The sequence below is a fragment of the Dactylosporangium sp. CA-092794 genome, assembly GCF_050948465.1.
GTDB lineage: Bacteria > Actinomycetota > Actinomycetes > Mycobacteriales > Micromonosporaceae > Dactylosporangium.
In genome coordinates this window covers 2721801-2747366 of record NZ_CP192044.1, presented here as the reverse complement: position 1 = coordinate 2747366, position 25566 = coordinate 2721801, and the positions used below count along the sequence as shown (strand labels likewise).

General features: G+C 71.7%; 21 protein-coding genes and 2 pseudogenes. 12 read left to right on the top strand and 11 right to left on the bottom strand.

What is annotated here, in order from left to right; all coding sequences use genetic code 11:
- The first annotated feature begins 310 nt into the window (after positions 1–310).
- The 5 genes and pseudogenes from ACQPXD_RS12010 (at position 311) to ACQPXD_RS11990 (ending at position 5282) form a co-directional block, all read left to right on the top strand.
- A complete protein-coding gene (locus ACQPXD_RS12010; RefSeq protein WP_432837715.1) occupies positions 311–1489 on the top strand; it encodes an ABC transporter substrate-binding protein in 1179 nt (392 codons plus the stop codon).
- Between the two features lie 45 nt (positions 1490–1534).
- Positions 1535–2407, top strand: coding sequence for an ABC transporter permease (locus ACQPXD_RS12005; RefSeq protein ID WP_432837713.1), 873 nt, complete (start codon positions 1535–1537; stop codon positions 2405–2407).
- Between the two features lie 129 nt (positions 2408–2536).
- Positions 2537–3214 (top strand): annotated as a pseudogene (locus tag ACQPXD_RS12000) (ABC transporter ATP-binding protein); the annotation flags it as partial.
- Between the two features lie 200 nt (positions 3215–3414).
- Positions 3415–4479, top strand: coding sequence for an ABC transporter substrate-binding protein (locus ACQPXD_RS11995; RefSeq protein WP_432837711.1), 1065 nt, complete (start codon positions 3415–3417; stop codon positions 4477–4479).
- Positions 4479–5282, top strand: a complete 804-nt coding sequence (locus tag ACQPXD_RS11990; protein ID WP_432837709.1) for a class I SAM-dependent methyltransferase — start codon at positions 4479–4481, stop codon at positions 5280–5282. Before ACQPXD_RS11995 ends, ACQPXD_RS11990 begins: the two co-directional genes overlap by 1 nt.
- 83 nt (positions 5283–5365) lie before the next feature.
- Here ACQPXD_RS11990 and ACQPXD_RS11985 read toward each other — a convergent pair whose 3' ends face one another.
- Positions 5366–5698: an ArsR/SmtB family transcription factor gene (locus tag ACQPXD_RS11985; RefSeq protein WP_432837707.1), complete on the bottom strand. Its 333-nt coding sequence runs from the start codon at positions 5696–5698 to the stop codon at positions 5366–5368.
- A 266-nt stretch (positions 5699–5964) separates the two neighbouring features.
- Here ACQPXD_RS11985 and ACQPXD_RS11980 point away from each other — a divergent pair, with 266 nt between their 5' ends.
- Positions 5965–6336 carry a hypothetical protein gene (locus ACQPXD_RS11980; RefSeq protein ID WP_432837705.1) on the top strand — a complete coding sequence of 124 codons (372 nt, stop codon included), beginning with the start codon at positions 5965–5967 and terminating at the stop codon, positions 6334–6336.
- Between the two features lie 125 nt (positions 6337–6461).
- On the opposite strand, the gene ACQPXD_RS11975 is transcribed toward ACQPXD_RS11980, so the two are convergent.
- From ACQPXD_RS11975 to ACQPXD_RS11965, 3 genes are all read right to left on the bottom strand, one after another.
- Positions 6462–7403, bottom strand: coding sequence for a lysostaphin resistance A-like protein (locus tag ACQPXD_RS11975; protein WP_432837703.1), 942 nt, complete (start codon positions 7401–7403; stop codon positions 6462–6464).
- Positions 7404–7552: 149 nt separating this feature from the next.
- Positions 7553–8470, bottom strand: coding sequence for a fumarylacetoacetate hydrolase family protein (locus ACQPXD_RS11970; RefSeq protein ID WP_432837701.1), 918 nt, complete (start codon positions 8468–8470; stop codon positions 7553–7555).
- A 128-nt stretch (positions 8471–8598) separates the two neighbouring features.
- Positions 8599–9534: an alpha/beta fold hydrolase gene (locus tag ACQPXD_RS11965; RefSeq protein ID WP_432837699.1), complete on the bottom strand. Its 936-nt coding sequence runs from the start codon at positions 9532–9534 to the stop codon at positions 8599–8601.
- Positions 9535–9911: 377 nt separating this feature from the next.
- On the opposite strand from ACQPXD_RS11965, the gene ACQPXD_RS11960 reads away from it, so the two are divergent.
- Positions 9912–13463 (top strand): nidogen-like domain-containing protein, encoded by a 3552-nt coding sequence (locus ACQPXD_RS11960; protein ID WP_432837698.1) that lies wholly within the window; start codon positions 9912–9914, stop codon positions 13461–13463.
- Positions 13464–13526: 63 nt separating this feature from the next.
- Here the strand turns inward: ACQPXD_RS11960 and ACQPXD_RS11955 are convergent, their stop codons facing one another.
- Positions 13527–14552, bottom strand: coding sequence for an aldo/keto reductase (locus tag ACQPXD_RS11955; RefSeq protein WP_432837696.1), 1026 nt, complete (start codon positions 14550–14552; stop codon positions 13527–13529).
- Positions 14553–14683: 131 nt separating this feature from the next.
- Here ACQPXD_RS11955 and ACQPXD_RS11950 point away from each other — a divergent pair, with 131 nt between their 5' ends.
- Complete coding sequence (locus tag ACQPXD_RS11950) at positions 14684–15235, top strand: TetR/AcrR family transcriptional regulator (RefSeq protein ID WP_432837694.1); 552 nt, start codon at positions 14684–14686, stop codon at positions 15233–15235.
- 53 nt (positions 15236–15288) lie between these two features.
- Here ACQPXD_RS11950 and ACQPXD_RS11945 read toward each other — a convergent pair whose 3' ends face one another.
- Together ACQPXD_RS11945 and ACQPXD_RS11940 are read right to left on the bottom strand one after the other, a co-directional pair.
- Positions 15289–15429 (bottom strand): hypothetical protein, encoded by a 141-nt coding sequence (locus ACQPXD_RS11945; protein WP_432844390.1) that lies wholly within the window; start codon positions 15427–15429, stop codon positions 15289–15291.
- A 33-nt stretch (positions 15430–15462) separates the two neighbouring features.
- Positions 15463–16403, bottom strand: a pseudogene (locus ACQPXD_RS11940) (IS110 family transposase); the annotation flags it as partial.
- Positions 16404–16972: 569 nt separating this feature from the next.
- Here ACQPXD_RS11940 and ACQPXD_RS11935 point away from each other — a divergent pair.
- From ACQPXD_RS11935 to ACQPXD_RS11920, 4 genes are all read left to right on the top strand, one after another.
- Positions 16973–18088 (top strand): AAA family ATPase, encoded by a 1116-nt coding sequence (locus tag ACQPXD_RS11935; protein WP_432837693.1) that lies wholly within the window; start codon positions 16973–16975, stop codon positions 18086–18088.
- The gene (locus tag ACQPXD_RS11930; RefSeq protein WP_432837691.1) at positions 18085–19254 is read left to right on the top strand and encodes a cytochrome P450; all 1170 of its coding nucleotides are present in this window, start codon (positions 18085–18087) and stop codon (positions 19252–19254) included. Before ACQPXD_RS11935 ends, ACQPXD_RS11930 begins: the two co-directional genes overlap by 4 nt.
- A 61-nt stretch (positions 19255–19315) precedes the next feature.
- A complete protein-coding gene (locus ACQPXD_RS11925; protein WP_432837689.1) occupies positions 19316–20143 on the top strand; it encodes a slipin family protein in 828 nt (275 codons plus the stop codon).
- A complete protein-coding gene (locus tag ACQPXD_RS11920) occupies positions 20124–20513 on the top strand; it encodes an ACT domain-containing protein (protein WP_432837687.1) in 390 nt (129 codons plus the stop codon). Before ACQPXD_RS11925 ends, ACQPXD_RS11920 begins: the two co-directional genes overlap by 20 nt.
- Before the next feature lie 52 nt (positions 20514–20565).
- Here ACQPXD_RS11920 and ACQPXD_RS11915 read toward each other — a convergent pair whose 3' ends face one another.
- From ACQPXD_RS11915 to ACQPXD_RS11900, 4 genes are all read right to left on the bottom strand, one after another.
- Complete coding sequence (locus ACQPXD_RS11915) at positions 20566–21030, bottom strand: hypothetical protein (protein WP_432837685.1); 465 nt, start codon at positions 21028–21030, stop codon at positions 20566–20568.
- 475 nt (positions 21031–21505) lie between these two features.
- The gene (locus ACQPXD_RS11910) at positions 21506–23500 is read right to left on the bottom strand and encodes an acyltransferase family protein (RefSeq protein ID WP_432837683.1); all 1995 of its coding nucleotides are present in this window, start codon (positions 23498–23500) and stop codon (positions 21506–21508) included.
- Positions 23493–24128: a low molecular weight phosphatase family protein gene (locus ACQPXD_RS11905; RefSeq protein WP_432837681.1), complete on the bottom strand. Its 636-nt coding sequence runs from the start codon at positions 24126–24128 to the stop codon at positions 23493–23495. Before ACQPXD_RS11905 ends, ACQPXD_RS11910 begins: the two co-directional genes overlap by 8 nt.
- On the bottom strand, positions 24125–25555 hold the full coding sequence (locus ACQPXD_RS11900; protein WP_432837679.1) for a polysaccharide biosynthesis tyrosine autokinase: 1431 nt from the start codon (positions 25553–25555) through the stop codon (positions 24125–24127). The genes ACQPXD_RS11905 and ACQPXD_RS11900 overlap by 4 nt, the downstream gene beginning before the upstream one ends.
- Positions 25556–25566: the final 11 nt, after the last annotated feature.

Here is a 25566-nt window from a genome sequence, read left to right as displayed (position 1 = left end):
AGCCGCCGTCCGCTCTTCGGGTCACAGTTCACCAGGACAGACGCACATTGCCGCATAATGTTAACGGGTGTAATAAGTAATCGGATGTCGCCATGTAAGTAAGACTGAGCTTCAGCTTGAGTAAAGGCTGGCCGTTCCGACGAGGTTCGAGCGGACCCCCGGCTTGACCCGATCGACTCCGGTTGGTTAGGTATGAGCCGATCAGGCGGCCGTCCCCCGGCTACTCGGCGCGACGGCGCGCACAAAAGGTCCCGCTATCCAACACCGATCTGGCGTGCCTGGAGACGGTGCTGTCACCTGGGAGGCCGAGTTGCGCGGCAAGCGCATCTTCGTGTTGACGCCGGCCCTGTCGCTGCTCCTCGCCGCAGGTTGCACCTCCACCGAAACGACCTCCGACAACCGGGGCGACATCGTTGTCGGGGCCAGCATTGAACTGACTGGCGCCAATGCCGAAATCGGAACGGCATACGAGCAGGCGTTGCGGCTCAAGGTCGATCAGCTCAACGACAGTGGTGCCCTGCGTGGCCACACAATCCGGCTCGATGTGCGGGATAACCGCGGCGACGCCTCGGTCGCGACTTCGCAGATGACCGAGTTCGGCAGCAATACCGGCGTCACCGCCGCGGTGATGGGCGTCTGCGTCGAGTGCGTGGTCGCCGCCGCACCCGCCATCAACGACAAGCGCCTGCCGACCGTCGCGTTGGCGCCGTCGTCACAGGTCGATGCGCCGGTCAGCGAGCGGCAGTTCATCTTCAAGCTGGCGCCCAACGTCGACCAGGATGCGACCACGCTGTTCGAGGAGCTCGGCCGCGCGCGCCCGGCGGTGCGCACGATCGGGCTGCTGACCACGACCGATGCCTACGGCACCGGCGCCCGCGAGACGATGATCCATGAGCTGGACGGCTCGCCGATCCACGTGGGTCCGGTCGCCCAGGTGAACCCCACCGACGTTGATCTCGGGCCGGCCGTTCGCACCATCACCCAGGTCAAGACCGCGCCGGAAGCGGTCGTCGTGATGGCATTCCCCGCGCAGGCGCGGCTCGCGATCACCGAGTTGCGCGGCGCCGGGTTCAAGGGACAGATCTACCTCGATGCCAGCGCCGCCGGGGATCTCTTTCTCCCGGCCTCGGCCGCCGCGTCCGCGGAGAACGCCACCCTCGTGTTCACCCAGACGCTGGCCATCGACGACGTGATCGCCACGACGCCGGCCAAGGCCGCCCGCAAGCAGTGGTTCCAGGACTACACCGCACGGTACGGCTCCTACTACGCGCAGGCCTCGTTCGCCGCCGATGCCGTTCAGCTCATCGCCGACGCGGTCGGCCGGGCCGGCTCGACGGACCGCACGGCGATCCGCGCCGCCATGGAAACGGCGCAGTTCGACGGCTTGACCGGTCCGATCCGGCTCGCCCCGGAAAACCACTCGGGTCTGACGCCGCAGTCGCTCACCGTCCTGGTAGCGCGCGGCGGCCGCTGGCGACTCGTCGCCTGACCCCAACGACACGAGCCGATCTCCAGAACGGAGCAGCCAAGGTCCATGAGCACCGACGAGGTCGACCTCTACCAACCGGCCGACGGCATGCCGGACGGCGGCGCCGCGCGCCTGGGCATCGGGACCAAAGGCGCCGGGGAGGCGGGGGAATGGGTCTGGCTCCAGCGGATCTCGGCAAGCGGGCCGCCGCTGCTCGGTGCGGCCGCCGCGATCGGCGTCTGGTGGGCGATCACGGTGGTCTTTCACATCAGACCCTTCTTCCTGCCGGCGCCACCGGACATCGTCACGTCGTTCCGCGGATCGCCGAGCTACCTGCTGCGGGAGACCTGGACCACGCTGACCGAGACGCTCATCGGCTTCGGGATCGCCATGGTCGCCGGGCTCGTGGTGTCGATCGTGCTGGCCGCGTCGCGGACCATCGAGCGTGCCACGCTGCCCCTGCTCGTCGCGCTGAACTCGGTGCCCAAGGTGGCGCTCGCGCCGCTGCTGGTGATCTGGCTCGGCTTCGGACCGCATCCCAAGATCGTCCTGGTGGCACTGATCTGCTTCTTCCCGGTGGTGGTCGCGACCATGGCCGGGCTCGCCTCCACCCCGGCCGAGCTCGGCGAGCTGAGCCGTTCGCTGTCCGCGTCCGGCTGGCAGACCTACCTGAAGATCCGCCTGCCATGGGCACTGCCGCAGATCTTCGTCGGGTTCAAGGTGGCCCTGCCACTCGCCGTCATCGGCGCCGTCGTTGCCGAGAACAGCAATCCGGCGCATGGTCTCGGCGCGGTGGTCGCCCTCTCCGGCGGCTCCGCCGACACACCGCTGGCCTTCGCCGCCATCACGCTGCTCGCCCTGCTGAGCATCGCATTGTTCTATTTCATCGTACTGCTGGAACGGCTCCTCATTCCCTGGGCACGGGCAATCAGTGGATAACGGTCGGTCAGGGGCGGAATCATGATTGAGCTGGTCGGTGCGTCGCGGACGTTCCGTGGCAAGGGCCACGCCGTCGAGGCGTTGCGCGACATCAACCTGGACATCCACGAGGGCGAATTCGTCGCGGTGATCGGCCGCTCCGGCTGCGGCAAGTCGACGCTGCTGAGGCTGATCGCCGGTCTCTTGCCGCCTACGGCCGGGCAGGTCCGGGTCGGTGGCGCACCCGTCACCGCACCGCGACCCGACATCGCGATGATGTTCCAGCGACCCGCGCTGCTGCCGTGGCGCTCCGTCCTCAACAACGTCCTGCTGCCGGTCGAGATCCGCCGCCAACGCGGTGACCAGCACCGCCGGTGGGCGCTCGAGCTGCTCGCCACGGTCGGCCTCGCCGGGTTCGAGCGGCGCCTGCCGCACGAGCTGTCCGGCGGGATGCAGCAACGGGTGGCGCTGTGCCGCGCGCTCATCCAGCAGCCCCGCGTGCTGCTGATGGACGAGCCGTTCTCCGCGCTCGACGCGCTGACCCGGGAAGAGATGGCCGGCGAACTGCAGCGGGTTCACATGGAGCTGACCTGCACGACGGTCTTCGTGACCCACTCCATTCAGGAGGCGGTCATGCTCGCCGACCGGGTGATCGTGCTCAGCGCGCGGCCCGGCCGGGTCCGGCAGATCCTCGACGTCAAGATCCCCCGCCCGCGCTCCTTCGGCCGCAACTCGCATCTGGAGGAGGTCGCGTCATGCGTGGCCGAGCTCCACGAACTTCTCCTCACGGAATCGCCACCGATTGTCGGGGCGCCCGCTCGCCGTTGAGCCGCGTGCGGGATTTCGCCATTCATATTGACTGATTCATTTCGGTCGAACGCGAGCGCAAACAATGTGCTCACGCGACGACGACATTCATGGTCGCGTGTCCCGAAGCTCGGGGAAACACCCTGGTTCGGGCGCTGGCCTGCGGACTGAAGGATCCGTGGTTGCATCGACCTCGGACTATGGAAAAGAGGAGGTTCGTCGTGTTGCATGATGTCGATCCGGTGCGGTTGAGCCGGCGGCGGTTCACCGCCGGGCTGGTGGGCGCCGCTGGTGCGGCTTTGCTGGGCGGGGTGGCCGCTTGCGACAGCGGCGACAAGCCGGCCGCCGCGTCGAAGGACCAGCCGATCGAGAAGGTCACCTACCTGACCGGATTCGGCACGTTCGGGCGGGAGTCGTACGCGTGGGTCGCCCAGGCGAAGGGCTTCTTCCGCGACGCGGGTCTGGAGGTCACGATCCAGGCGGGCGCGGCCGGCGACGCCAACCACGAGGCGCTCACGTCGGGCAAGGCCCAATTCGCCGCGGTCGACGCCTCCGGGGCGTTCACCCGGTATGCGCGGGGGGACGACACGTCGTTCCAGATCGTGGCGGCGATTCAGCAGCAGACGCTGCTGTCGATCATCACCCTGGACGGGAAGCTCAACACGCCGAAGAGCCTGGAGGGCCGCACCATCGGCGTGGCCACCGGGGCGGCGCCGAAGACCATCTTCCCCGCGTACGCGCGGCTCGCCGGCATCGACCAGTCGAAGGTCAACTGGGTCAACAGCACCCCGCAGGCGCTGAACTCGCTGCTGGTCGGCGGGAAGATCGACGGCGCCGGCCTGTTCGTGGTCGGCGTCCCGGCCGTGGAGAAGGCGGCGGGCGGGCGCAAGGCGACCGTGCTGCCGTACAGCACCTATCTCAACGACCTGTTCGGCACGGTCCTGGTCACCCCGAAAGCGCTCATCGAGAAGCAGCCGGATCAGGTGCGCCGGTTCACCGGCGCGCTGATGCAGGGCCTGCTGTACGCCGTGGACCACCCGGAGGAGGCGGGCGACATCCTGCACAAGTCGGAGCCGACGCAGGATCCGGCCGTGGCGGCGGCGGAGCTGAAGCTGATGCGGCCGTATGTGCTGCCGACGAAGGGCGCCACCATCGGCGTGCTCGAACCGTCGCGGGTGGCCCGGACGATCGCGCTCCTGCAAAGCGCCGGCCTGTTCACCGCCCCGCTCACGGCGGAGCAGATCGTGCGCGGGGACCTGCTCGGCACCGCGCCGGCGGCCGCCTGATGACCGCCAGCAGGTACGCGTACAGCAACGCGTCCGGCCACGCCGGCGATCACCATACGGCGCTGGCCGAGCTGCTGGACGGCGCGTCCGGGCAGCGGGTGGGTGGGCTGCTGGACCTGGCCGGGAAGCGTTGCCTGGAGGTCGGCGCCGGGGGTGGCAGCTTCGCCCTCTGGCTGGCCGAACAGGTCGGCCCGACCGGCACCGTCCTGGCGACCGACATCACGCCCCGGCCAGTCGCGGCGCACCCGCGCCTGACCGTCATCGCCCACGACGTCACCACCGACGCGATTCCGGAGGCGGGAAGCTGGGACGTCATCCACGCCCGGCTCCTGCTCAACCACCTGCCCGAGCGGCGCAAGGTGCTGGCGGTGCTGGCGGCGGCGCTCGCCCCGGGCGGATACCTGGTCACCGAGGACTTCTGGTCCGAACCGCCCGCGTCGTGGGTGGCATTCGCGCCGGACCGGGCGGACCGGGCGCTGCTGCGGGACTACCACACCGCCGTGCTCAAGGTGCTGGACGCGCACGGCAACAGCCGCGCGTGGGCGGCGGAAGCGTACACGGCGATGCGGGAGGAGGGCCTGGTTTCGGTGGAGACCACGGTGGCGGCGCGCAGCTGGCCCGGCGGCGGCCCCGGCGCGCGGCTGCTCGCCGCGACCCTGAACCAGACCCGCGGTGACCTCATCGATATCGGCGGCCTGGACCCGGCCCAGCTCGACCGGGTCCAGGAACTGCTGGGCGACCCGGACGTGGTCCTGCACGGACACCGCATGTACACCACGTCCGGCCGTAAGCCGATCGGCTGACTCCCCCATCGGTGCGGGGAAGGTCGGTGAGGGGCCTTCCCCGCTCTGCTGTCGCTGCTGCCGGGAGTGGCCGGGCGGGATGGTTACTCGTTGCGGGCGCGGAGCTCGACGAGGAGCTCGTCGCGGTCGGTCAGCAGCTGTCCCAGGATCCTGCGGCCGACGGCGAGCAGGTCCGCGATGTCGGGAGTGCTCAGCGAGTACATCACCAGCGGGCCGTCGCGGTAGGAGGTGACGATCCCGGCCCGGCGCAGGACCGCCAGCTGCTGTGAGAGGTTGGACGCCTCGATCTCGATCTCGGCCAGGAGATCGCGGACCGGTCGCGGACCGTGCTGCAGCAGCTCCAGGACCCGGATGCGTGCCGGATGGCCGAGCGTGCGGAACATCTCCGCCTTCGCCTGATACAGCGGTACCGACATGTCGTCACCATCTCCGCCCCGGTCCTGGCCTCGCAGGCTAGCAGGAACCGGTCGCCGAGCGCGGCTTCCGCGGTCGGCGCTTGACAACTTGTCCACTTGAAGAAGTTGTCAAGTCGGCGTTCACGATGACTCCAGCTTCTTGTGCATCCGGTGCATCGCATCGGACACGGTGTGCGACCACTGCCCGGCGGTATACGCGACGCTCGGCTCCGCGGCTCGGCCACCGTCACGTCGCAGCACCCTGCGAGACACTGGAGGACATCGCAATGCCGGACATGGACGTCGCGTTGAAGGACGCGATGCAGATCGACGGCGCGCTCGGCGCCGCCCTCGTCGACTACAACAGCGGGATGGCCCTCGGCATCGCCGGCGGGGGCAAGGACCTCGACCTGACCATCGCTGCCGCCGGCAACTCCGACGTGATCCGCGCCAAGCTGCGCACGATGGAGATGCTCGGGCTGAACGAGTCGGTCGAGGACATCCTGGTCACGCTCAACGACCAGTACCACCTCATCAGACCGCTCACCGGACGGTCCGGCCGCGGCCTCTTCCTCTACCTCGTCCTCACCAAGGCCCGGGCCAACCTCGCCCTCGCCCGCCACCACTTACGGCAGATCGAGCAGGGCATCGACATCTGACACCGCCTCGAACTGGGACGAGGCGGAGCCGTAGACGGCACGCGACGGCGCGGACCGAGGTCCGCCCGTCGCGCCCGCGGGGCGATGCTTCCCACCGCCCCTACCGGTACCGTCCGCGTGACAGCTCACCACGTGGGATCGATGAATTTTCCCCGCTTGTGGGCAATGCGGAGCATCACCAGCGCGGCCACGCCACCGACGAGTACCGCGAAGATGCTGGCCTCCGGGCCGAATTCGCCGCCGCTGATGATGGCCGGGCCACGCGTCATGCCGTGCAGCAGACCGCCGACCGTGCTCTGCGAGCCGGATACCGTGGTACCGAAGATGCCGGACTCGGCGAAGTTCCAGCCGAGGTGGAATCCGATCGGCAGCCAGAGCTTGCGGGTCAGCACGAAGCAGGCGGCCGACAGCAGACCTCCCTGGATGGCGATCGCCACCGCGCCCCAGACCGTGGCGGACGGGTTGATCAGGTGCAGGCCGCCGAACAGCAGGCTCGACGCGACCACGGCGATGACGGTGCCCGCCCGCTCCTCGACGATCCGGAAGAGCACCCCGCGGAACAGCAGCTCTTCGCAGGTGGCAATGCCTGTCATCAGGCCCAGCGTCGCGAACATGTCGCCGACGGAGCCCCAGCCGGCACGGTAACCGTTGCAGATGATGATCAGCAGCATGGTCACGGTGAACAGCCCCGCGCCGATCGCGACGCCACGGATCAACTGCGGTCGCAGACTGCGCAACGCGACCTCCGGTGTCGCCCGCTGCTCCAGCCAGCCCGTCACCTTGGCGTACGCGAAGAGGGCGGCCGCCGCGGTGGCGACGCCGGACGCCAGCCCGGTGATCGGGTTCTTCGCGGCCAGAACGTTGAGCCACGCGAAGGCGCCGTCGATCATCGCGAACAGGACGAGCAGGACCAGCAGCCGGATCCCGATCGGCCGCAGCCACCGCGGCGGTGCGGACCTGACTTCGTGGTTGGCCTCGGCTGCCATGCTTCCTCCTCGGTGAGCCGCGCGAACACCTCGCGCATCGACGAGGAGGACGCTACGGAAGGCCGAGGCATCGAAAATCACCCTTGGACAGACACTCGCCGTCCCTCGCACGAGCGACAACCCGAGCGCCTCAGGTCGCCGTGGCCGATGTCGACGGCCGCCGGTGGGACACGACCGGTCATCGGCGCCGGCCCGGAGGCGGCGCGGCGCGGCGCCGGATGGGTCGACGGTTACCGCGGTTGGTCGCCGTAGGCGACGATGCGCGAGGTCATCGTCCCGAGCAGCTCGACCGAGATCGTCACGACGTCGCCGGGGCTCAGCGGAGCGTGCGCGTCCGGTCCTTTGCGCCCCCACAGTTCGGCAAGGCAGCCGCCGCCGCTCGTGCCGGAGCCGAGGACGTCGCCGGGGCGCACCTCCGTGCCGCGGCTGGCGTAGGCGATCATCTCGGCGTATGAGAAGTGCATCGAGTTCCACCGATCGGTTCCGATCGTGACGCCGTTGATCTGGGCCGTCATGCCCAGGTCGAAAGACGTCCCCGATCGGTACGGCGCGAGCTCATCGGGGGTGACGAGCATCGGGCCGAGCGACAACGACGTGTCCTTGCCTTTGGCCGGCCCCAGTCGCACCGTCATTTCCTCGAATTGCAGGTCGCGCGCGGACCAGTCGTTGAGCAGGCAGTAGCCGGCGATGTGGCGCTCGGCGTCCGGCACGCCGATGTCCCGGCCACCGCGGCCGATGATGGCCGCGACCTCGAGTTCGAGGTCGAAGCGCGAACTCCCCGGAGGCACCGGAATGTCGTCGTTCGGGCCGCGCACCGCGTAGGGGTTGGTGAAATAGAAGGCCGGGGCCTTGTACCAGGCGGGCGGAATGGTCGCCCCGGGGCCGAGCGCGAGCAGTGTACCCGCGTAATGGCTCTCGAAGGTCATGAAGTCACGCACCGTCGGCGGATCCGGAATGGGTGCGAGCAGGTGCGCCTGATCGAGGGCAACGACTTCGCGGGGGTCGCGCATGGCCCGCTCACCGGCAGAGCGCAGTTGCTCGCCGTCATCGCCGAGCAGGCTCCGCAACGACACGCCTGCCGGCAGCCCGTAGATCGAGTCATCGGACAGCACACCGGCGTGGGAGCCACGTGCGTCGGCGTAGGTCACGAATCTCATTGGCGGTTGTCACCTTTCCCGGGCTGCCCGCCCGGCTGGTTCGGCGGTCACCAAGCTACGCCGCCGGACCCGGGCATGGGCGACACCGGCCCTCCGAAAACGGAGAGGTCCGCGCGCGGTCACCCGCCCCCTGGGACGGCGCGGCCGAGCCATGCGTCGATGCACTTCGAGGTCCACTCGACTCGCTCCAGGTGCGGCTCATGGCCGGTTTCGCCGACCACTTCAACGTCCCAGCCCGGCAGGAGACGCCGGAGAGCTTCGGCCGGTACCGCGGGCATGAGCGGGTCGTCGATGCCGTGCAGCCAGAGCCCGGGAGTGGTCAGCGCATTGAGCAGGTCGTTCAGCATCCTTGGCCGGCTGAGCTGCTGGCACACGTCGTTGCGGCCGCGCCAGAGACTGCGGCGCCCGTCCGGGTTGCCGACCGACCAGGCGGGCTCGGGCTCGGCTCGGATGGCTTGCCGGTACGCAGCGGGTATGAGGTCCAGATTCGGCACCACATCGGCCTTGAGACCGTCCGGGTCCTCGCGCCGCTTGCCGGAGCGAACGTCGTCGTCGTAGACCTTGCGCACCAGCCGCGGCTTCTGCACGAGCCATTGCAGGGTCCGGGTCAGGTTCAGCGGGGCTCGGGACGGTGTCATGGCGGGCCCGATGAGGACCAACCGGTGCACGTCGCCGGGCGCGACGCGGGCGACGCGGGCGCAGATCATCGCGCCGAACGAGTTCCCGACCACCACCGCCGGGCGGCCGACGATTTCGCGAAGGAAGGCCACGACCACATCGACCTGGTCGGCCATGGACCCCGCGATGGGGTTGTCCGGGGCGGCCGAGGAGTGTCCGTGGCCGCGCAGGTCCAGCAGATAGACGGGGCCGCGCCGACCCAGCAGGCGTCCGAGTTCGCAGTAGTCGAGTGCACAGGCTTGCATGCCGTGCACCATCACGATCGGGACGCCGGCGGCCGCCTTCGACTCGTCGAGCTCCAGCCAGCTGATCGAGCCTCCGCCGACCGTGAACTGCCGGCGTGTGTATCCGAGGGTCCAGGGCTGAGCGTCGGTCATGCGGGCATCCCAGCGTCGTCGGCGGGTTCGGCTAGTTGAACAAGTCTATGCTGGCTTGCATACCGTTGTCACCATGGCTGGCACGCTTGAGCCCTTGGCGCGGCCGTTCGTTCGACCGGCATGCGACCGCACGGCGGGGCAGAGCGAGCCGAACGGCGTTGCATACCGAATACCCCGACGTGACCATGTGATTACTTTTCGTAATCCCATGGGGAGGGGTAGTGCATCGATTCCGATATTGGGTCGCGGCGCTGGCGGGCGCGGTGCTCGGTACCGCGGTGGCGATGCCCGCGGCCGCTGGCGGCCCTGGAGCACACCACCACAGGCCGCCGGCGTTCACGGCCGGCGCGCCTTCGAGCACGGATCGCGGTTCGGTAATGGTGTCCGGCACGACCGAGCCGGGCGCGACGGTCGCCGTGGCGGGCGGCATGCTGCCCGCCGAGACCGTTGCCGACGCCGACGGGCGGTACACCGTGGAGGTGGTCCTGCGCGCCGGCTGCCGCAGCAACCTCGACGTCTCCACCAAGATCGCGACGAAGGTGCTCTCCCGCGGCGTGACCGTCGAGCAGCGGCTGCGCAACCGGCCCGGCCGTCTCACCGGCCGCGTGGTCGACGCCGAGACCGGCGCGCCCGTCGGCGGTGCCCGGGTGCGCTACGCCGACCAGTCCGCGACCACCGACGCGCAGGGCGGCTACACGCTGTCCCGGCTGCCGGAGGGCACGCTGGCGATCACGGCCACCGCGCCCGGCCGGATCGGCGGCCTGACCCTGGCCAAGGTCGCCGGTGCCACGGGGCAGGCCGGCGACCTCGCGCTGCAGCGGCTGGCGCCGGCGGTCACCGTCGGACCCGGCGGCGGCACCTACTCCGGGCCCGGCTGGCGGGTGGAGATCCCGCGCGGCGCGCTGTCCCGGCCGACCGCGATCAACTTCACGCAGCTGATCCCGGCGCAGGACACCGGCGCGTGGGGAGCGCCCATCGTCGACATCTCGCCGACCGGGCTGCGGTTCGCCAGGCCGATCGCGGTCACCATCGACCCGGCGGCGCTGGGCCTGTCCACGGCCACCGCCGAGGTGGTGAGCCTGGACCCGGCCGACATGTCGCGGGTACCGGTGCAGCTGCGGGTCGTGCGGGGTGCCTGGTCCGTGGAGCTGACCAGCCTGCGCGGGCAGACGTTCTGGCAGTACGTCCGGCCGTTCGGCACCGAGGCCGACAAGTGCCGGCCGCTCAGCACGAGCGACGCCAACCTGGCCCGGACGTACGTGCAGACCACGCTGATCCCGTACCTGCGGGCCGCCGTCGGCGCGCGGGCCGCGCAGGCGTACAGCATCTACCTCCAGGGGGGCCGGGCGACCCAGGCCCGGGAGGACCTCTCGGACCCGTCGTTCGCGACCGTGCAGCCGACCCGTGACGCGGTCGAGCAGCTCAAGACCAAGCTGAAGAACGCGGTCTCGGCCGCTCCGCCGCCGCTCGCCGCGCCGCAGTCCCCGACCGTGCGGCAACTGACCGAGTTCCCGTCGGCGAGCGCCGCGATCGGCAAGAACTGGAAGATCGACTTCAAGGCGGCCGAGGCCGCGACCGTCCCGGGCCTGCTCGCCGGCCACTTCGGCGAGTCCAGCCGGACCACCGGCTCGAAGCCCGACACCCGGGACTTCACCGGCCCGCTCACGTTCATCCCGCAGGCGGACGCGAAAGGCGTCCTCACGCACGTCGACGTGAAGGTCACGTCGAAGATCGTCGTCAACGACGCCATCGACTTCTGCCCCGGTGCGCTCGGCAGCGACATGCAAAAGGTCTTCACCATCGCGATGAGCCGGCTGGAGGTCACCGCGCAGGCCGGCAACGGCACCTACGCCCGGCCGTACCTGTTCACCGCGTCGGCCGACATCGCACCGTACCTGGTGGACGTGACCGGCGCGTACCCCTCCAACGACCACGACCTCGACGGCGTGCCGGAGAGCCAGCCGTGGACCGGCGCGACATACCGTCTGGACAACTGTCCCACCGTCGGCAACGCCGACCAGGCCGACCGGGACGGCGACGGTACCGGCGACGCCTGCGACACCGACGACGACCTGCCGCCCGGCGGCGAGCCCGGTGACGGTATCCCGCCGGACGGCAACCCCGTGCCCGACACCCCGCGCCACCCCCGGCAGGGTGGCAGCTTCGGCGACCCGCACCTGGTCACCTTCGACGGCCTCAGCTACGACTTCCAAGCCACCGGCGACTACGTCACCGTCGAGTCGACCACCGACAACTTCCTCGTGCAGACCCGCTACGGCCGGCGCGGCAACCCCACGATCGCCTTCAACCGGGCGATCGCGGCCCGGGTCGGCGACTCGGTGATCGCGTTCGGCGACGACCCGGCCGTCCAGCCCGGCCAGCCACTCGTGGCGACCCTCGACGGGCAGCGCATCGCCCTCGCCGACGGCGCCCGGGTGAACCTGCCCGGCGGTGCGCTGCTGACGTACTCCAACGCCAACGGCGCCTTCGTCCACTGGCCCGACGGCACGGAACTGGCCGCCGGCCGGTACACCGGCGACAACACCTTCGTCGACCTGTCCGACGCGCGGGTGGGCAAGGTCCGCGGGCTGCTGGGCAACGCCGACACGGAGCGGACCCAGGACCTGGTCGGCCGGGACGGGACGCCGGTCACCAACGCGCACGACGCGGCGCAGGTCTACGGCTCGTTCGGGGCCGGCTGGCGGGCGGTGGGCACCGCCTCGCTGTTCCGCACCGCCCTGCCGGACGCCGAGGCGCTACCGCAGCTGCCCACCGCGCCGGCGACGATCGAGTCGCTGCCGGCGGACGTGCGCGCCCAGGCCGAGCAGGTCTGCCGCAACGCCGGCCTGCGCCCCGGCGCGGGCCTCGAACAGTGCATCCTCGACGTCGGCCTGACCGGCGACCCGGCCTACGCCGCCCAGGCGGCCGTCGTGGCCAACCTGCTGCGCACCACCGTCGACCTGGGCCCGCTGGCCGCGCCGGTCGAGGACACCACCGCGATCCACGCCGGTGACACCGTCAACGGCACGATCGGCACCGCGTTCGCGACCGACGTCTACACCATCGACCTCGACACCGGCGCCGACCTCACCGTCACGACCTCGGGCGTCTGCCCGGATCCGGCGACGTTCTCGCTCACCGTCATCGGGCCCGACGGGCAGCCGATCGCCCGCAGCCGGGGCGACGGCTGCGGCTTCCTCGGCGTGACCGGACTGCGCCAGGGCGGCCGGTACCAGATCCGCGTCTACAACTCGGGCGGCTTCACGGGCGCCTACGCTTTCCAGGTCAACGGCGGCCAGGGCGGCCTGAGCTGCCAGGCCAACACCGTCGCACCCAATGACGACGAGTCGAGCCCGCAGATCCCGCTCGGGTTCGCGGTGAACTTCGAGGGCCGCGAGTTCAACGCGCTGTGGGTCAACAACAACGGCAACATCACCTTCGACCGCCCGGTCTCCGACTACACCTCGGCGCCGCTGTCCGGGCTCACGACGGCAATGATCGCCGGCTGGTGGGCCGACATCGACACCCGGGCCGAGGGCACCACGCCGGCACGGTACGGCTTCGGCACCGTGAACGGCCGCCGGGCGTTCTGCGTCGACTACGACAAGGTCGGCTACTACGCGCAGCACGCCGACAAGCTCAACTCCTTCCAAATCTACGTCGTCGACCGCTCCGACGTGGCGCCGGGCGCGTTCGACATCGTGCTGCAATACACCCACCTGACCTGGGAGACCGGCGACGCGAGCGGCGGCGCCGGGGGCCTGGGCGGCACGTCGGCGACCGTCGGCTACACCAACGGCGCGGGCACCTACCTCGAGCTCGACGGGTCACGCCGGCCCGGCAGCTTCCTGGACGGCGCACCGGGCAGCCTCGTGGCGACGTCGACGGAGGGCTCTCCGCCGGGCGTCCACGTGTACCAGATCAGATAGCCGATCCCCGTGGTGGGCGGTCCGGCGACGGGCCGCTCACCCGCGGCTCACCGCTGCCCGGCGCTACGCGGCGGCGCGTTCGCCGACGGGCCGGCGGCGCAGGTTCGCGCTGCGGATCGCGGGCGGCTGGTAGGCCATGTCCAGCACGCCGACGTCGGTGCCGGGCGGGGCGATCTCGTCGATGCGGTCGAGGATCTCGTCGGGAAGGGTGACGTCGACGCCGGCGAGCAGGTCGTCCAGCTGTTCCATCGTGCGCGGCCCGATGATCGCCGAGGTCACCGCCGGGTGGGCGATCGCGAAAGCCATCGCCAGGTGGGTCATCGGCAGGCCGGCCTTCTCGGCGAGCGGGACGATCTGCTCGACGGCGTCGAGGCGTCGCTCGTCGGTGATGTGCTTGAACATGGCGGCGCGGCGCAGGTCGGTCTGCGCCCCCTTGCGGATGCGCCCGGTGAGCATGCCCTGAGCCAGCGGGCTCCAGACCAGCACGCCCATGCCGTAGCGCTGAGCGACGGGCAGGACCTCGCGTTCGATGCCGCGGTCGAGGATCGAGTAGGCCGGCTGCTCGGACCGGAACCGCTCGAGGCCGCGCCGCTCGGACACCCATTGCGCCTCGACCATGTCGGAGGCCGGCATGGTCGAGGAGCCGATCGCCCGGACCTTGCCGCTGCGGATCAGGTCCGTCAGGGCCGAGAGGGTCTCCTCGATGTCGACGGCCGGGTCCGGCCGGTGGATCTGGTACAGGTCGATGTAATCGGTCCGCAGCCGGCGCAGCGAGTTCTCGACCTCGGCGATGATCCAGCGGCGCGAGATGCCGCGCTGGTTGGGGTCGTCACCCATGACGCCGTTGACCTTGGTGGCCAGCACGACGGTGTCGCGGCGGCCCTGCAGCGCCTTACCGACGATCTCCTCGGACTCTCCGCGGGAGTACACGTCGGCCGTGTCGACGAAGTTGATGCCGGCGTCCAGGGCCTTGTGGATGATGCGGATCGAGTCGTCGTGATCCGGGTTGCCGATGGCCCCGAACATCATGGCGCCCAAGCAGTAGGGGCTGACCTGGATGCCGGTGCGGCCCAGCGTGCGGTAGTGCATGGCTCTCCTCCGGTGGCGTAGCATCGGCCAAACGGAACGGTTTATCAGATACCCACAATACGGAACACCTTCTCACTTATGCAACCGGGAGTACCGCAGTGAGCGCGGCCACGCCTGACCGGGCACGACCCGTGCGCGCCGACGCACGGCGCAGCATCGACGCGCTGGTCGACGCGGCCCGGGAGGTTTTCCGCACCTCGGGCGTGGACGCCCCGGTGCGTGAGATCACCACCAAGGCCGGGGTCGGCCTCGCCACCTTCTACCGGCACTTCCCGGAGCGCGCCGACCTGATCACCGCCGTCTTCCGGCATGAGGTCGACGCCTGCGCCGACACCGCGACCACCCTGGCCGCCACCTACGAGCCGCTCGAAGCCCTCGTCCGCTGGCTGCACCGGTTCACCGGGTTCGTCGCGGCCAAGCACGGGCTCGCCGCGGCCCTGCACTCGGGCAACCCCGCCTTCGAGCCGCTGCCCGTCTACTTCCAGCAGCGTTTCGAGCCCGCCCTCGGATCGCTGCTCGCCGCCGCGGCCGCCGCCGGGGAGATCCGCGCCGGCGTCGAGCCCAGGGAACTGCTGAGCGCGGTGTCCCGGCTCTGCTCGCCGGCGAGCACCGACCTCGCCGCCGACCATCGCATGGTCGCCCTGCTCATCGACGGACTCCGCTACGGCGCCGGGTCGAGCTGAGCTCGGTCACGTCCGCCGGCACCGGAAGTCTCCGTGATCTGTGAAGGGTTTTGTCAAGCGTCGACGGCGTTGGCTTCCAGGAAGCGGTAGAGCTGGCGGATGGCGTAGCGTTTGAGGCATCGAAGGATTTCTTTGTTGGAGAGGCCTTCGGTGGTGCGGCGGGTGATGTAGTCGCTGGTTGGTGGGTGTTTCATCCGCCGGCGGGCGGTGACGATGGTGTGCAGGGCGGTGTTGAGGGCGCGGTCACCGCCGCGGTTGAGCCGGTGCCGGACGACCCGGCCGGAGCTGGCTGGTAGGGGCTGATCCCGCCGATCGCGGCGAACGCGGCCTCGCTGTGGATACGGCCGTGGTGGGACCAGACGGTGAGCAGGGTCGCGGCGGTGACCGGGCCGACGCCGGGCTGGTCGAGCAGGCCGGGACAGGCCTGCTTGACCAGCCCGGCGAGCTGTTTCTCGGCCGCGGCGATGGCCCGGTCCAGCTCGGCGATGGTGGCCGCGGCCCGGCGCAGGGCCTGCAGCCGGACCCGGGTCTCCAGGTCGGCGGCCGGGTCGTCGGGCAGGCCCGCCACGGCGCGGACCTGCCGGGTGGTAGTCAGCCCGCGCAGCGTCTCGCGCAGCTGCCCGGCGCCGAGCAGCAGCGATTTGAACAGGTTGACCGTGGCGGTGCGCACGTCGGAGTCGTGCCGGCGGGTGACCAGCAGCATCCGCAGCGCCTCCCGCCGGCCGTCGGCGCGGGGTTCGGCGTGCCGGGCGGCGGGGTCCCGCTCCACGGCCTGCGCGGCCAGGGCGGCGTGGGTGGCGTCCATCGGGTCGGACTTGCCCCGCCGCCGGCGGGCCGGCTCGGGTTTCACGGCCTCCACGACCCGGTACCCGGCGGCCTGCAGGTGCCGGGTCAGGCCGTGCCCGTGCGAACGGGTGCCCTCCACCGCCCAGAACATCCGCTGCCCGGCCGGGATCTGCCGCTGCGCCCAGGCCTGCACCTGCGCGTAGCCGGCCGGGGTGGCCGGGACCTCGGTCTGGGCCAGGACCGCACTCACCTCGTCGACCAGGGTCGCGGTGTGGGTGTCGGTGTGGGTGTCGACCCCGACCACCCACGCGGTGGACACAGCCCGGCCGCCCTGCCCGGCGGGCGCTGCCCGGCGACGCCGGCCCCGACGATCTGTCACCATGGTCATTACGGTGGTTCCTTCCATGAGCGCTGCCGTTGCAACGGCGTCGGCCCGGGAACACGGTGCTGACCATGGCACATCTGTGATGAGTCACGTGGTTGAGCACGGACAGGCTTCTGATCAGGCCAAGGGACAGCGAGCTGGGCCGACGCCGGTGACCTTGTCGACACGTCATGCGAAAGACACACCACACGGTGGTCAGATCACGGAAGAGTCATCCAAGATCACCGGCATCGAACCTAGCGGATCACGAACCCCGGGCCCGATCACCTTCCCTATAGAAGCGTCATGCGCACCCGGCCTCGACACCAACGGTTTTTCATGATCACGGAGTGCTGATGTACCCCCGTGTACCACAAGTCTCCGGGATCATGGCAAACCCGGTGTGCGGCCACCGCGAGCATCATGATCACGGAGACATACGTCCGGCCCGGCCGCGCGGATCGGAGGCCGCGCCCCGCGGGTGCGACATCCGCACCGGTCCGCCGCGCCGCGCCGCCCCGGGGTCGGCGCCGATGAGGGCTTGTGCGCCGAGGTGGGCGCACTGCTGCGGGTCGTATTCTTCCGGGATGGCCGTTGCCGCTTCTCCTCCCCCGCTGGCCTGGTACGGGTCGAGCTTCGCCTATTACGACGACCCGCCCGCGCCGACCGACGAGGAACTCGACGCCGCCGCCGAGCGGGCCCGCGAGGAGCGGCTGGCCGGGTTCGCGCCGGAGCAGTTCGGGCCGCAACCCGGCGGGGACGAGGGCAGCGGCGTGGTCCTCGGGCGGTTCCTGCCGGTCCACGACGGCCACCGGTACCTCATCGAGTTCGCCCGCGCCCACGTCGCCGACCTGCACGTCTTCGTCCGGGTCGAGCCCGGCGACCCGGTGCCCTGGGCGGTGCGCCGGGACTGGCTGGCCGAGCTGTACCCCGGCGTGACGCTCACCGCGGTCCAGGACGGGCCCGACGCGAGCGAGCGCTGGGTGGCAGCGATCCTGGACCGGGTGCGCCCCGACTTCCTGTTCGCCGGCGAGGCCTACGGGGCGGGGCTGGCGCGGCGCCTCGGCGCCCGGTTCGTGGCCGTCGACCGCAGTGCGATCCCGGTCTCCGGCACGCAGGTGCGCGACGACCCGTGGGCGTTCGAGCGGTACCTGCCGCCGCCGGTGCGGGCCTGGTACGCGCGCCGCGTGTGCATCGTCGGGGCCGAGTCCACCGGCAAGACGACGCTCGCGGCGCGGCTCGCCGAGCACTATCGCACGGTGTGGGTGCCGGAGCGGCTGCGCGCCATCGGGTCGGGCGCCGGCGCGGTGAGCCCCGCCGACATCTCGCTCGCCGCCCACGGCCAGCGGGTCGCCGAGGACGTGCTCGCACGGCGGGCCAGCCGGGTGCTGATCTGCGACACCGGGGTGCTGTCGGTGCGGATGTGGAGCGAGCGGCTGTTCGGCACGGCCCCCGGCTGGCTGCGCGAGGCGGCCGGGGAGGCGACCGCCGACCTGTACCTGCTGACCGCGCCGGACATTCCGTTCGCCGGCGACGACGGGCGCAACACCCCGGCGGAGCGGCGGGAGTTCCACGCCGCCTGGGAGCGCGAGCTGGCCCGGCTCGGCCGGCCGTACACCCTGATCGACGGCCCCAGCCAGCAGCGCTTCACGCGGGCCGTCGAAGTGGTCGACGCACTGCTGCAGGAGCGGCCCGTCCGGTGACGCAGGACCCGTTCGGCCCCGGATACGCCGAGGATCCCTTCGCGGCCTTCGACCGGCTCCGGGCCGCCGAGCCGGTGTTCTGGAGCGATCGGCTGCGCCGCTTCGTGCTGACCCGGCACGCCGACGTGGCGGCGGTGCTGCACGACCCGGCCGCCTTCTCCTCGGCCGTGATCCCCCGGGTGCCGGCCGCCGACCGGGACCGCCTGGCCGGCTTCACCGACTGGTCGGCGCGGTGGCTGTTCTTCCTGGATCCGCCGGAGCACACGGTACAGCGGGTGCCGGTGACCCGGGCCCTGTCCCCCCGCGCGGTCGCGGAACTCACCGCGGACATCGCCGAGCTGGCCCGCGGGCTGCTGGCCGGGCTGAGCGGGCCACGGTTCGACCTGCTCGGCGACTTCGCCCACCCGCTGGCCGCCCGGGTCGTCGCGGATCTGCTGTGCGCGCCGGGCACACAGACGGAGGAGTTCCTGCGGCGCGCCCGGGCGCTGGAGCGCGCCGACGCCGACGCCCGCGACCCGGTCGCCCGCCGCGCGGGCCTCGCCGCGATGGCCGGCGCCACCCGGGCGCTGCGGGACGGGCTGCGCGCCGGGCGGCTGCGGGCGCCGGTGCCGGCGGCGCTGGGCGCGGCGTGGGGCGAGCGCGACGAGCTGGTCGGCGCGCACAGCCTCATGCTGCTCTTCGCCGGGGTGGAGACCACGCAGAACCTGGTGGTGAACGCCGTCCACGCGTTGCTGCACCGGCCGGGCGCGTGGGCCGGGCTGGCGCGCGACCGGACGGCGGTGGCCGGCGCGGTCGAGGAGGCCGCCCGGATGGTACCGCCGGTCCTCGGCGTGCTGCGCCGCGCGACCCGCGACGTCACGCTCGCCGGCCGGCCCGTCCCGGCCGGCGCGGAGCTGGTGGTGATGACCGCGGCGGCGAACCGCGACCCGGCCCGCTTCGCCGACCCCGGCCGGTTCGACCCCTACCGCTCCCCCAACCCGCACCTGTCCTTCGGGCTGGGTCCGCACTACTGCCCGGGCGCCGCGCTGACCCGGCTCACCGCCCGCGCCGCGCTGGAGGCGCTGCTGGAGCGGTTCCCGCGGCTGGCCCCCGCCGGCGAGCCGTCGTGGCGCTCCCACGACCCGATCGTGCACGCGCCGGCCGCCCTGCCCGTGGACGGCGGGTGATTCCGCACGCGAAAAGTGGCGCTACGGTACAACTAAGGCGACAAGGGTGGCACGAACTCTCATGACTGCATTCTTGATCATCGTGTTGATCATGGCGGTCGTCGGCTTGGTGGCCAGCGTTCGGATCGTCCGGCAGTACGAACGCGGCCTGATCTTCCGGTGCGGGCGCCTGCGCGAGGTGACCCGCGGGCCGGGCCTAGCGATGATCGTTCCCGTCATCGACCACCTGCAGAAGGTCAACCTGCAGATCATCACCATGCCGGTACCGGCACAGGACGGCATCACGCGCGACAACGTCACCGTCAAGGTGGACGCGGTGGTGTACTTCTGTGTCACCGACCCCGTCCGGGCCGCGGTGAGGGTGCAGGACTACACCTTCGCCGTCCTCCAGGTGGCGCAGACGTCGCTTCGTTCCATCATCGGCAAGAGCGACCTCGACGAGTTGCTGACCAACCGCGAACGGCTCAACCAGGGCCTGGAGCTCATGATCGACAGCCCGGCGATCGACTGGGGCGTCCACATCGACCGCGTGGAGATCAAGGACGTCTCGTTGCCGGAGTCGATGAAGCGCTCGATGTCGCGTCAGGCGGAGGCCGAGCGGGAACGGCGCGCCCGGATCATCACCGCGGACGGCGAACTGCAGGCGTCGCGCAAGCTCGCGAGCGCCGCGGCCACGATGGCGCAGACGCCCACGGCACTGCAGCTGCGACTGCTGGAGACGATGGTCGAGGTGGCGGCCGAGAAGAATTCCACGGTGGTACTGCCGTTCCCGGTCGAGCTGCTGCGTTTCCTGGAGCGCAAACCGGAATCGGCCCCGCCCGAGATGGAGCAGCTTCCTGCCGAGCTCCTGAAAGGAGGACCACCCCACCATGAACATCTTCACCGTTGATCTCAAGAACCAGCCGGGCGAGCTGGCGCACGTCTGCGAGGCGCTCGGCGAGCGCGGTGTCAATGTGGAGATCGGCGGGGTGACCGCCGGCGACCGCGGCCTCGTCTACTTCACCGCCGGCGACGAGGACAGCGCGCGCACCGCGCTCGACACGGCCGGCGTCGCCTTCACCGAACACCCCGCCATGCTGATCAAGTGCGCCGACCAGCCCGGCGAGGCGGGCCGCTTCGCCCGCAAGCTCACCGAGGCAAACATCAACATCGAGGGCCTCCTGGCCACCTCGATCTGCGGCGGCGAGGCCGTCTACGCCATGTGCGTCGACAAGCCGGACGACGCCCGCCGCGTCCTCGGCGACCAGGTCATCCGATAGCGCGACACCCGGCACCAGGCCGTTCCCGACCGGCATGGTGCCGGTGCCGACGCTATCGAAGGTGTCGCGTTTGGTCCGGCGTGCGCCAGGCGGTTCGCAGAGCGTCGAGCTCGACGCCCGGGAAGGCCCGGCCCCAAGCGGTCGCATAGCCGTCTTCGCCGTATTCGGCCATGGCTTCGTCGAAGGCGCGAAGAACGGCGCGGGCGAGTGCGTCGATCGTCTGGCGGCTGGTCCACGCGACCGTTCCGGCATCGTCAGGCAGGCGTCCCGATGGAACCTCCAGCAGCCGGATGTCAACGTCGGTGCCGCGACGGTGGAAGATCCACCGGTAGACGGTCGGCTCCGCCTCGAACTCCGCCCGAGCATCGGCCGCGCCGAGGACGACCGTGGTCACGGCGGTCAGGAACTCCTCCGGGCCGCCGGTCACGTAGGACGCGACGGCCTCAGCGCGCGCATGCCGGTCGGATACCACGCAGATGACCCACCCGTGGTGTCGCAGCGTCCAACTCAGCGACATGGCATTCCCCGGGCCCGTTGAGCCGGCGACGGTCGGCTCGACGGCTCGGCGTGTGCTCACGGGGCCAGGTTAGCGCAGAGTCCATGCGGGCGGAGGTATGTCTCCGTGATCATGATGCCCGCGGTGGCCGCACACCGGGTTTGCCATGATCCCGGAGACTTCTGGTACACAGGGGTACATCAGCGCTCCGTGATCATGAAAAACCGTGGTGTCGGTGCCTCGTGCGGCATGATCGCGGAGACTTCCGGTCCTTGCGCCGCGGTTCGCGGCGTGCAGCGGCCGACGTGTGTGGCGTGATCGCGGGCCATTCCCGCCCGAACGCGTTGCGACCCGCGCGCCGGGCATCGCTGGCCGCATTCGGAGCACCACGGCGGTGCCGCGGTGGTCCTGGGTGGCGCTGCGCCGAGCGGCACAACGTTCGGCCGCCCAGGACCCGGAGGCCGCACGAACGGCCGGGGCGGCCTAATCCCAGGGGCTAGGGCAGCAGGGGCTCCAGGCGCTGGGCGAACCAGCGGGCGCCGTCGGCGGAGAAGTGCAGGCCGTCGAAGCGCACCAGCAGGCCGTCGACGACGGCGCGGCAGCGGCCGTCCGGGCAGAGGGCGTCCTGCAGCGACACCAGCTTCACGCCGGGTACCTCGTCGCGGATTCGGGCGTAGATGCGGTTGACCGCGGCGGTCGTCTCGTCCGGGGCGGCGCCGCAGCCGCGGCCGTCGGGGTGGGTCAGGCAGGCCGGGTCGGCCGGTGCGGCCGGCAGCACGGAGATGAGCACGAGCGTGGCGCCGGAGTGCACCACCGTCTCGGCGAAGGCGCGCAGCCCGTCGTGCACGTCGGTGGCCCAGCGGGCGCTCGGCGGTGCGACCGGCCGGCCGTCGGTGCCGAGGTGCGCGAAGTTCTCCCACCGGGAGTAGGCGATCACCAGGCCGGGCCGGTAGTCGGCGAGCAGCTGCCGGATGCGGCCGGGCGTCTGCTCGGCGCACTGCTGCATGAACGGCTTGGCGCGGCCGCTGCCGGGGTCGACGCTGACCAGGCCGGTGAGGCCGCAGCCGTTGTGCGCGGCCAGGATGTACCCCCAGCCCTTGCGGGCGGCCAGGTCCGCGATGCCCGGATCGAGCGAGCGGGCCACCGAGTCGCCGACCACGGCGGCGGTCCGTTGTCCGGGTCGCGCCGGGGCGCGCTCGCACAGGGACGTGGTGTCGGGGCACAACCCGGCCTCGGCTGGCGGCGGCGCGCTCGGGTCCCCGGTGCGGGCCATCGCGGCGGCCGGGCCGCCGACCGCCGCGCCGTCGGCCGCGCCGCCGAACACGGCCCGGTCGGCGGCGGCGAGCTGCTCGGACTGCCGGCCGTCCGGCCGCGTGGTGACCGCGGTCGCGAGCAGGGCGCAGGCGGCGACCGCGGCCGCCGCGCTGGTGACGAACCGGCCGGTGGTCCGGCAGGCGAACCGGGGGCGCCCGGCACGGACCGGGCGCTCGACGAGGTGGTACGACAGCAGGGCCGGCCCGAGGGTCAGCACGACGGCGGCGGCCGGCGCCGGCACGCCGGGCAGCAGGTGCGGGGCGAACGCGATGGCCGGGATGTGCCAGAGGTACACGCCGTAGGAGATCCGCCCGAGCCCGCGCAGCGGCCCGGTGGCGAGCAGGCGCACGAGCCGGGTGCCGGGTGCCCGCTCGGCGCACCAGATCAGCAGCGCGCAGACGGCGGCGGTGAGGGTGGCGCCGCCGCGGTAGTAGAAGTCGCCGGAGTCGCGCACGGTGAGCAGCAGCACCAGCCCGGCCGCGGCGGCGGCCGGGGCGAGCCGGGCGGCCGGCGCGGCGCCGCCCGGGTAGCGGCGGGTCAGCAGCACCAGCAGCGCGCCGATGAGCAGTTGCTGGGCGCGGGCGTCGGTGCCGGCGTAGGAGCGGATCGGGTCGGCCGGGTCGTACAGCACGGCCATGGTCACCGCGCTGGCGGCGGTGGCGGCGCACAGCAGCGCCACGACGGTGGGCCGGGACAGCCGCAGCGCGATCAGCGCGGCCAGGACGAGCGGCCACAGCAGGTACCACTGCTCCTCGACGGCGAGGGACCACATGTGCCGCAGCGGCGACGGCGCGGCGGTGTCGTCGAAGTAGGAGTGCGCCGCGCCGATGTCGTGCCAGTTGGCGTAGTAGAACAGCGCCGCGAGCGCGTCGCCCTGCCGGACGCGCCACAGCGGCGCCGGCTCCCACAGCCGGATCGCGACCAGCACGGCGCCGAGCATGACCACGAGCGCCGGCAGCAGGCGGCGGGCGCGACGCACCCAGAAGGCGGCCAGGTCCAGCGGCCCGCGCTCGGCGTCGCGCAGCAGCAGGCCGGTGATGAGGTAGCCGGAGAGGACGAAGAACAGGTCGACGCCGAGGAAGCCGCCGGGCAGCCAGGGCGCGCGCAGGTGGTACAGCACGACGGCGACGACCGCGACGGCGCGCAGGCCGTCCAGCGCCGGGCGCCGCTCAGGCATCGCGGTCCACCGCGGCGCCGCCCGGCGCCCGGGCGGGCCCGCACAGCGCGGGAACGATGGCCTGCACCGCCCGGTCGACGGTGGCGGCGCACGCCTGGAACGCCTCGACGGTCCGGTCCGGGTCGGGGATGTCGTCCGGCAGCGGGTCGCCGTCCACGCGGTAGGGCACGCGCCCGCGCCAGCGCAGCGCGTCGACGACGATCTGCCGGGCCCGCTCGACCGGGTCGGCCGGACGGTAATCGCCCGCGTCGGCCGCCCGGGCCACGAGCCGGGCGAACTCCTTGATGGTGAACGTCCGGCGGATCGCGGCGGGCAGCAGGCCGAGCACGTCGTCGCGCTCGCGGACGGTCGCGGTCAGCACCAGGTCGGTGTGCCGCACCAGCTCCGCGGTGAGCCGCCGGGCCGCGAAGCCGGACGTGTCCGCCGTGCGGTCGGCCAGCAGCCGGGCGGTGTAGGGGTGCATGGGCCGGCTGCCGCGGCAGCGGGTGCCGGCGCTGCCGACCCGGAACAGGCCCGCGAACGGCGCGTTGCGCTCCAGCTCCCGGCGGGTCATCCGCTCGGCGAGCACGGAGCGGCAGACGTTGCCGACGCAGACGTACAGCAGCCGGAACTGCTCCTGCGCGCTCACAGCCGCAGCGCGATCTTCTCGCGCAGGCCGCCCAGGCGCCCGCTGCGGCCGCCGGGTGCGCCGCCGGCGGCGTGGGTGGGCACCGAGTAGGCGCCGTAGTAGCCGTAGTCCTGGCCGCGCCGCGGCACCATGTTGAGGATCAGGCCGAGCACGTCGACCTCGGCCCGGCGCAGCGTGGCGGCGGCCTCGCGCACGTGGTCGCGGCGGGTGCGGCCGTGGCGGACCACGAAGACGGCGCCGTCGGCGACCGTGCCGAGCACGATGGCGTCGGCGACCGGCAGCACCGGCGGCGTGTCGATGATGACCATGTCGTACCGGGCCCGCAGCTCTTCGAGGAGCTGGCGCATGTGGTTGGAGCCGACGAGCTTGCTCGGGTTGGGCGGGATCGGCCCGCTGGCCAGCACCGACAGCGAGGTGTCGCCCCACGGCTGGATCACGTCGTCGAGCTCGGCCTGGCCGACCAGCACGCTGGTGAGCCCGGCGCCGGAGGGCACGCCGAGGTAGCCGGCGGCCTGCGGGCGGCGCAGATCGGCGTCGATGAGCAGCACCTTGCGGCCGGACTCGGCGATGGACAGCGCCAGGTTGCAGGACGTGATCGACTTGCCTTCCTCGGGCACGGAGCTGGTCACGACCACGACCTTCGTCTTGCGGTCGGCGTCCATGAACTGCATGCTGGTCTGCACCTGGCGGTAGGCCTCGGCCTGGTGTCCGGCGGGGCCGTCGGTGGCGATGACCGGGATCCGGTCCTCGTCGGCGTCGGCCGGTATCACGCCGAGCAGCGCCGCTCCGGTGATCTCCTCGGCCTGCTCGGCCGTCTTCACGCTGGTGTCCAGCGCCTGGCGAGCCGCGGCCAGCGCGATGCCGGCCAGCAGCCCCACCGCCAGGGCCAGCGCCAGGTTGCGCACCGGCTGCGGCGACACCGGGACGCCCGGCACGTCGGCGGGGCTGACCAGGCTGACCCGCACCGCGGCCGGATGCCCGTCGGGCGTGGCCTCCAGGGACGGCACGATGTCGATGAACTCCTCGGCGACCGCGGTGGCGATGCGCTGCGCCTGCTGCGGCGACGGGTCGGTGGCGCGGATCGTCAGCAGCACCGTGTCCTCGACCGTCTCGGTGCTGACCCGGGCGGCGAGCGCCTCCGGCGACATCCGCAGGCCGAGCCGGTCGACGACGCCGCTCATGACCCGCTTGTCGCGGACGATGAGGGCGTACGACTTGACCTTCTGCCGCGACAGCATGTCGCCCTGGTAGGCCTTCGACACGTCGCTGGCGTCGCCCCAGGCGGAGACGAACAGCGTCGTGTGCGCCTCGTACCACGGCGTCTGCCGCGCGGTGAGCAGGGCGCCGACGGCGATCGCCACGAGCACGGTGGCGGTGATGGATTTCCAGCGCTCCCGCAGCAGCGGGAGGATCGAGCGCAGCTCCACGCCGCGGGTCC

Bases quoted from the DNA above. Each gene is read 5' to 3' on its own strand.
- ACQPXD_RS12005 (WP_432837713.1), top strand. From the start codon at position 1,535: ATGAGCACCGACGAGGTCGACCTCTACCAACCGGCCGACGGCATGCCG.
- ACQPXD_RS11990 (WP_432837709.1), top strand. From the start codon at position 4,479: ATGACCGCCAGCAGGTACGCGTACAGCAACGCGTCCGGCCACGCCGGC.
- ACQPXD_RS11985 (WP_432837707.1), bottom strand. From the start codon at position 5,698: ATGTCGGTACCGCTGTATCAGGCGAAGGCGGAGATGTTCCGCACGCTC.
- ACQPXD_RS11980 (WP_432837705.1), top strand. From the start codon at position 5,965: ATGCCGGACATGGACGTCGCGTTGAAGGACGCGATGCAGATCGACGGC.
- ACQPXD_RS11965 (WP_432837699.1), bottom strand. From the start codon at position 9,534: ATGACCGACGCTCAGCCCTGGACCCTCGGATACACACGCCGGCAGTTC.
- ACQPXD_RS11960 (WP_432837698.1), top strand. From the start codon at position 9,912: ATGGTGTCCGGCACGACCGAGCCGGGCGCGACGGTCGCCGTGGCGGGC.
- ACQPXD_RS11955 (WP_432837696.1), bottom strand. From the start codon at position 14,552: ATGCACTACCGCACGCTGGGCCGCACCGGCATCCAGGTCAGCCCCTAC.
- ACQPXD_RS11945 (WP_432844390.1), bottom strand. From the start codon at position 15,429: ATGAAACACCCACCAACCAGCGACTACATCACCCGCCGCACCACCGAA.
- ACQPXD_RS11935 (WP_432837693.1), top strand. From the start codon at position 16,973: ATGGCCGTTGCCGCTTCTCCTCCCCCGCTGGCCTGGTACGGGTCGAGC.
- ACQPXD_RS11925 (WP_432837689.1), top strand. From the start codon at position 19,316: ATGACTGCATTCTTGATCATCGTGTTGATCATGGCGGTCGTCGGCTTG.
- ACQPXD_RS11920 (WP_432837687.1), top strand. From the start codon at position 20,124: ATGAACATCTTCACCGTTGATCTCAAGAACCAGCCGGGCGAGCTGGCG.
- ACQPXD_RS11915 (WP_432837685.1), bottom strand. From the start codon at position 21,030: ATGTCGCTGAGTTGGACGCTGCGACACCACGGGTGGGTCATCTGCGTG.
- ACQPXD_RS11910 (WP_432837683.1), bottom strand. From the start codon at position 23,500: ATGCCTGAGCGGCGCCCGGCGCTGGACGGCCTGCGCGCCGTCGCGGTC.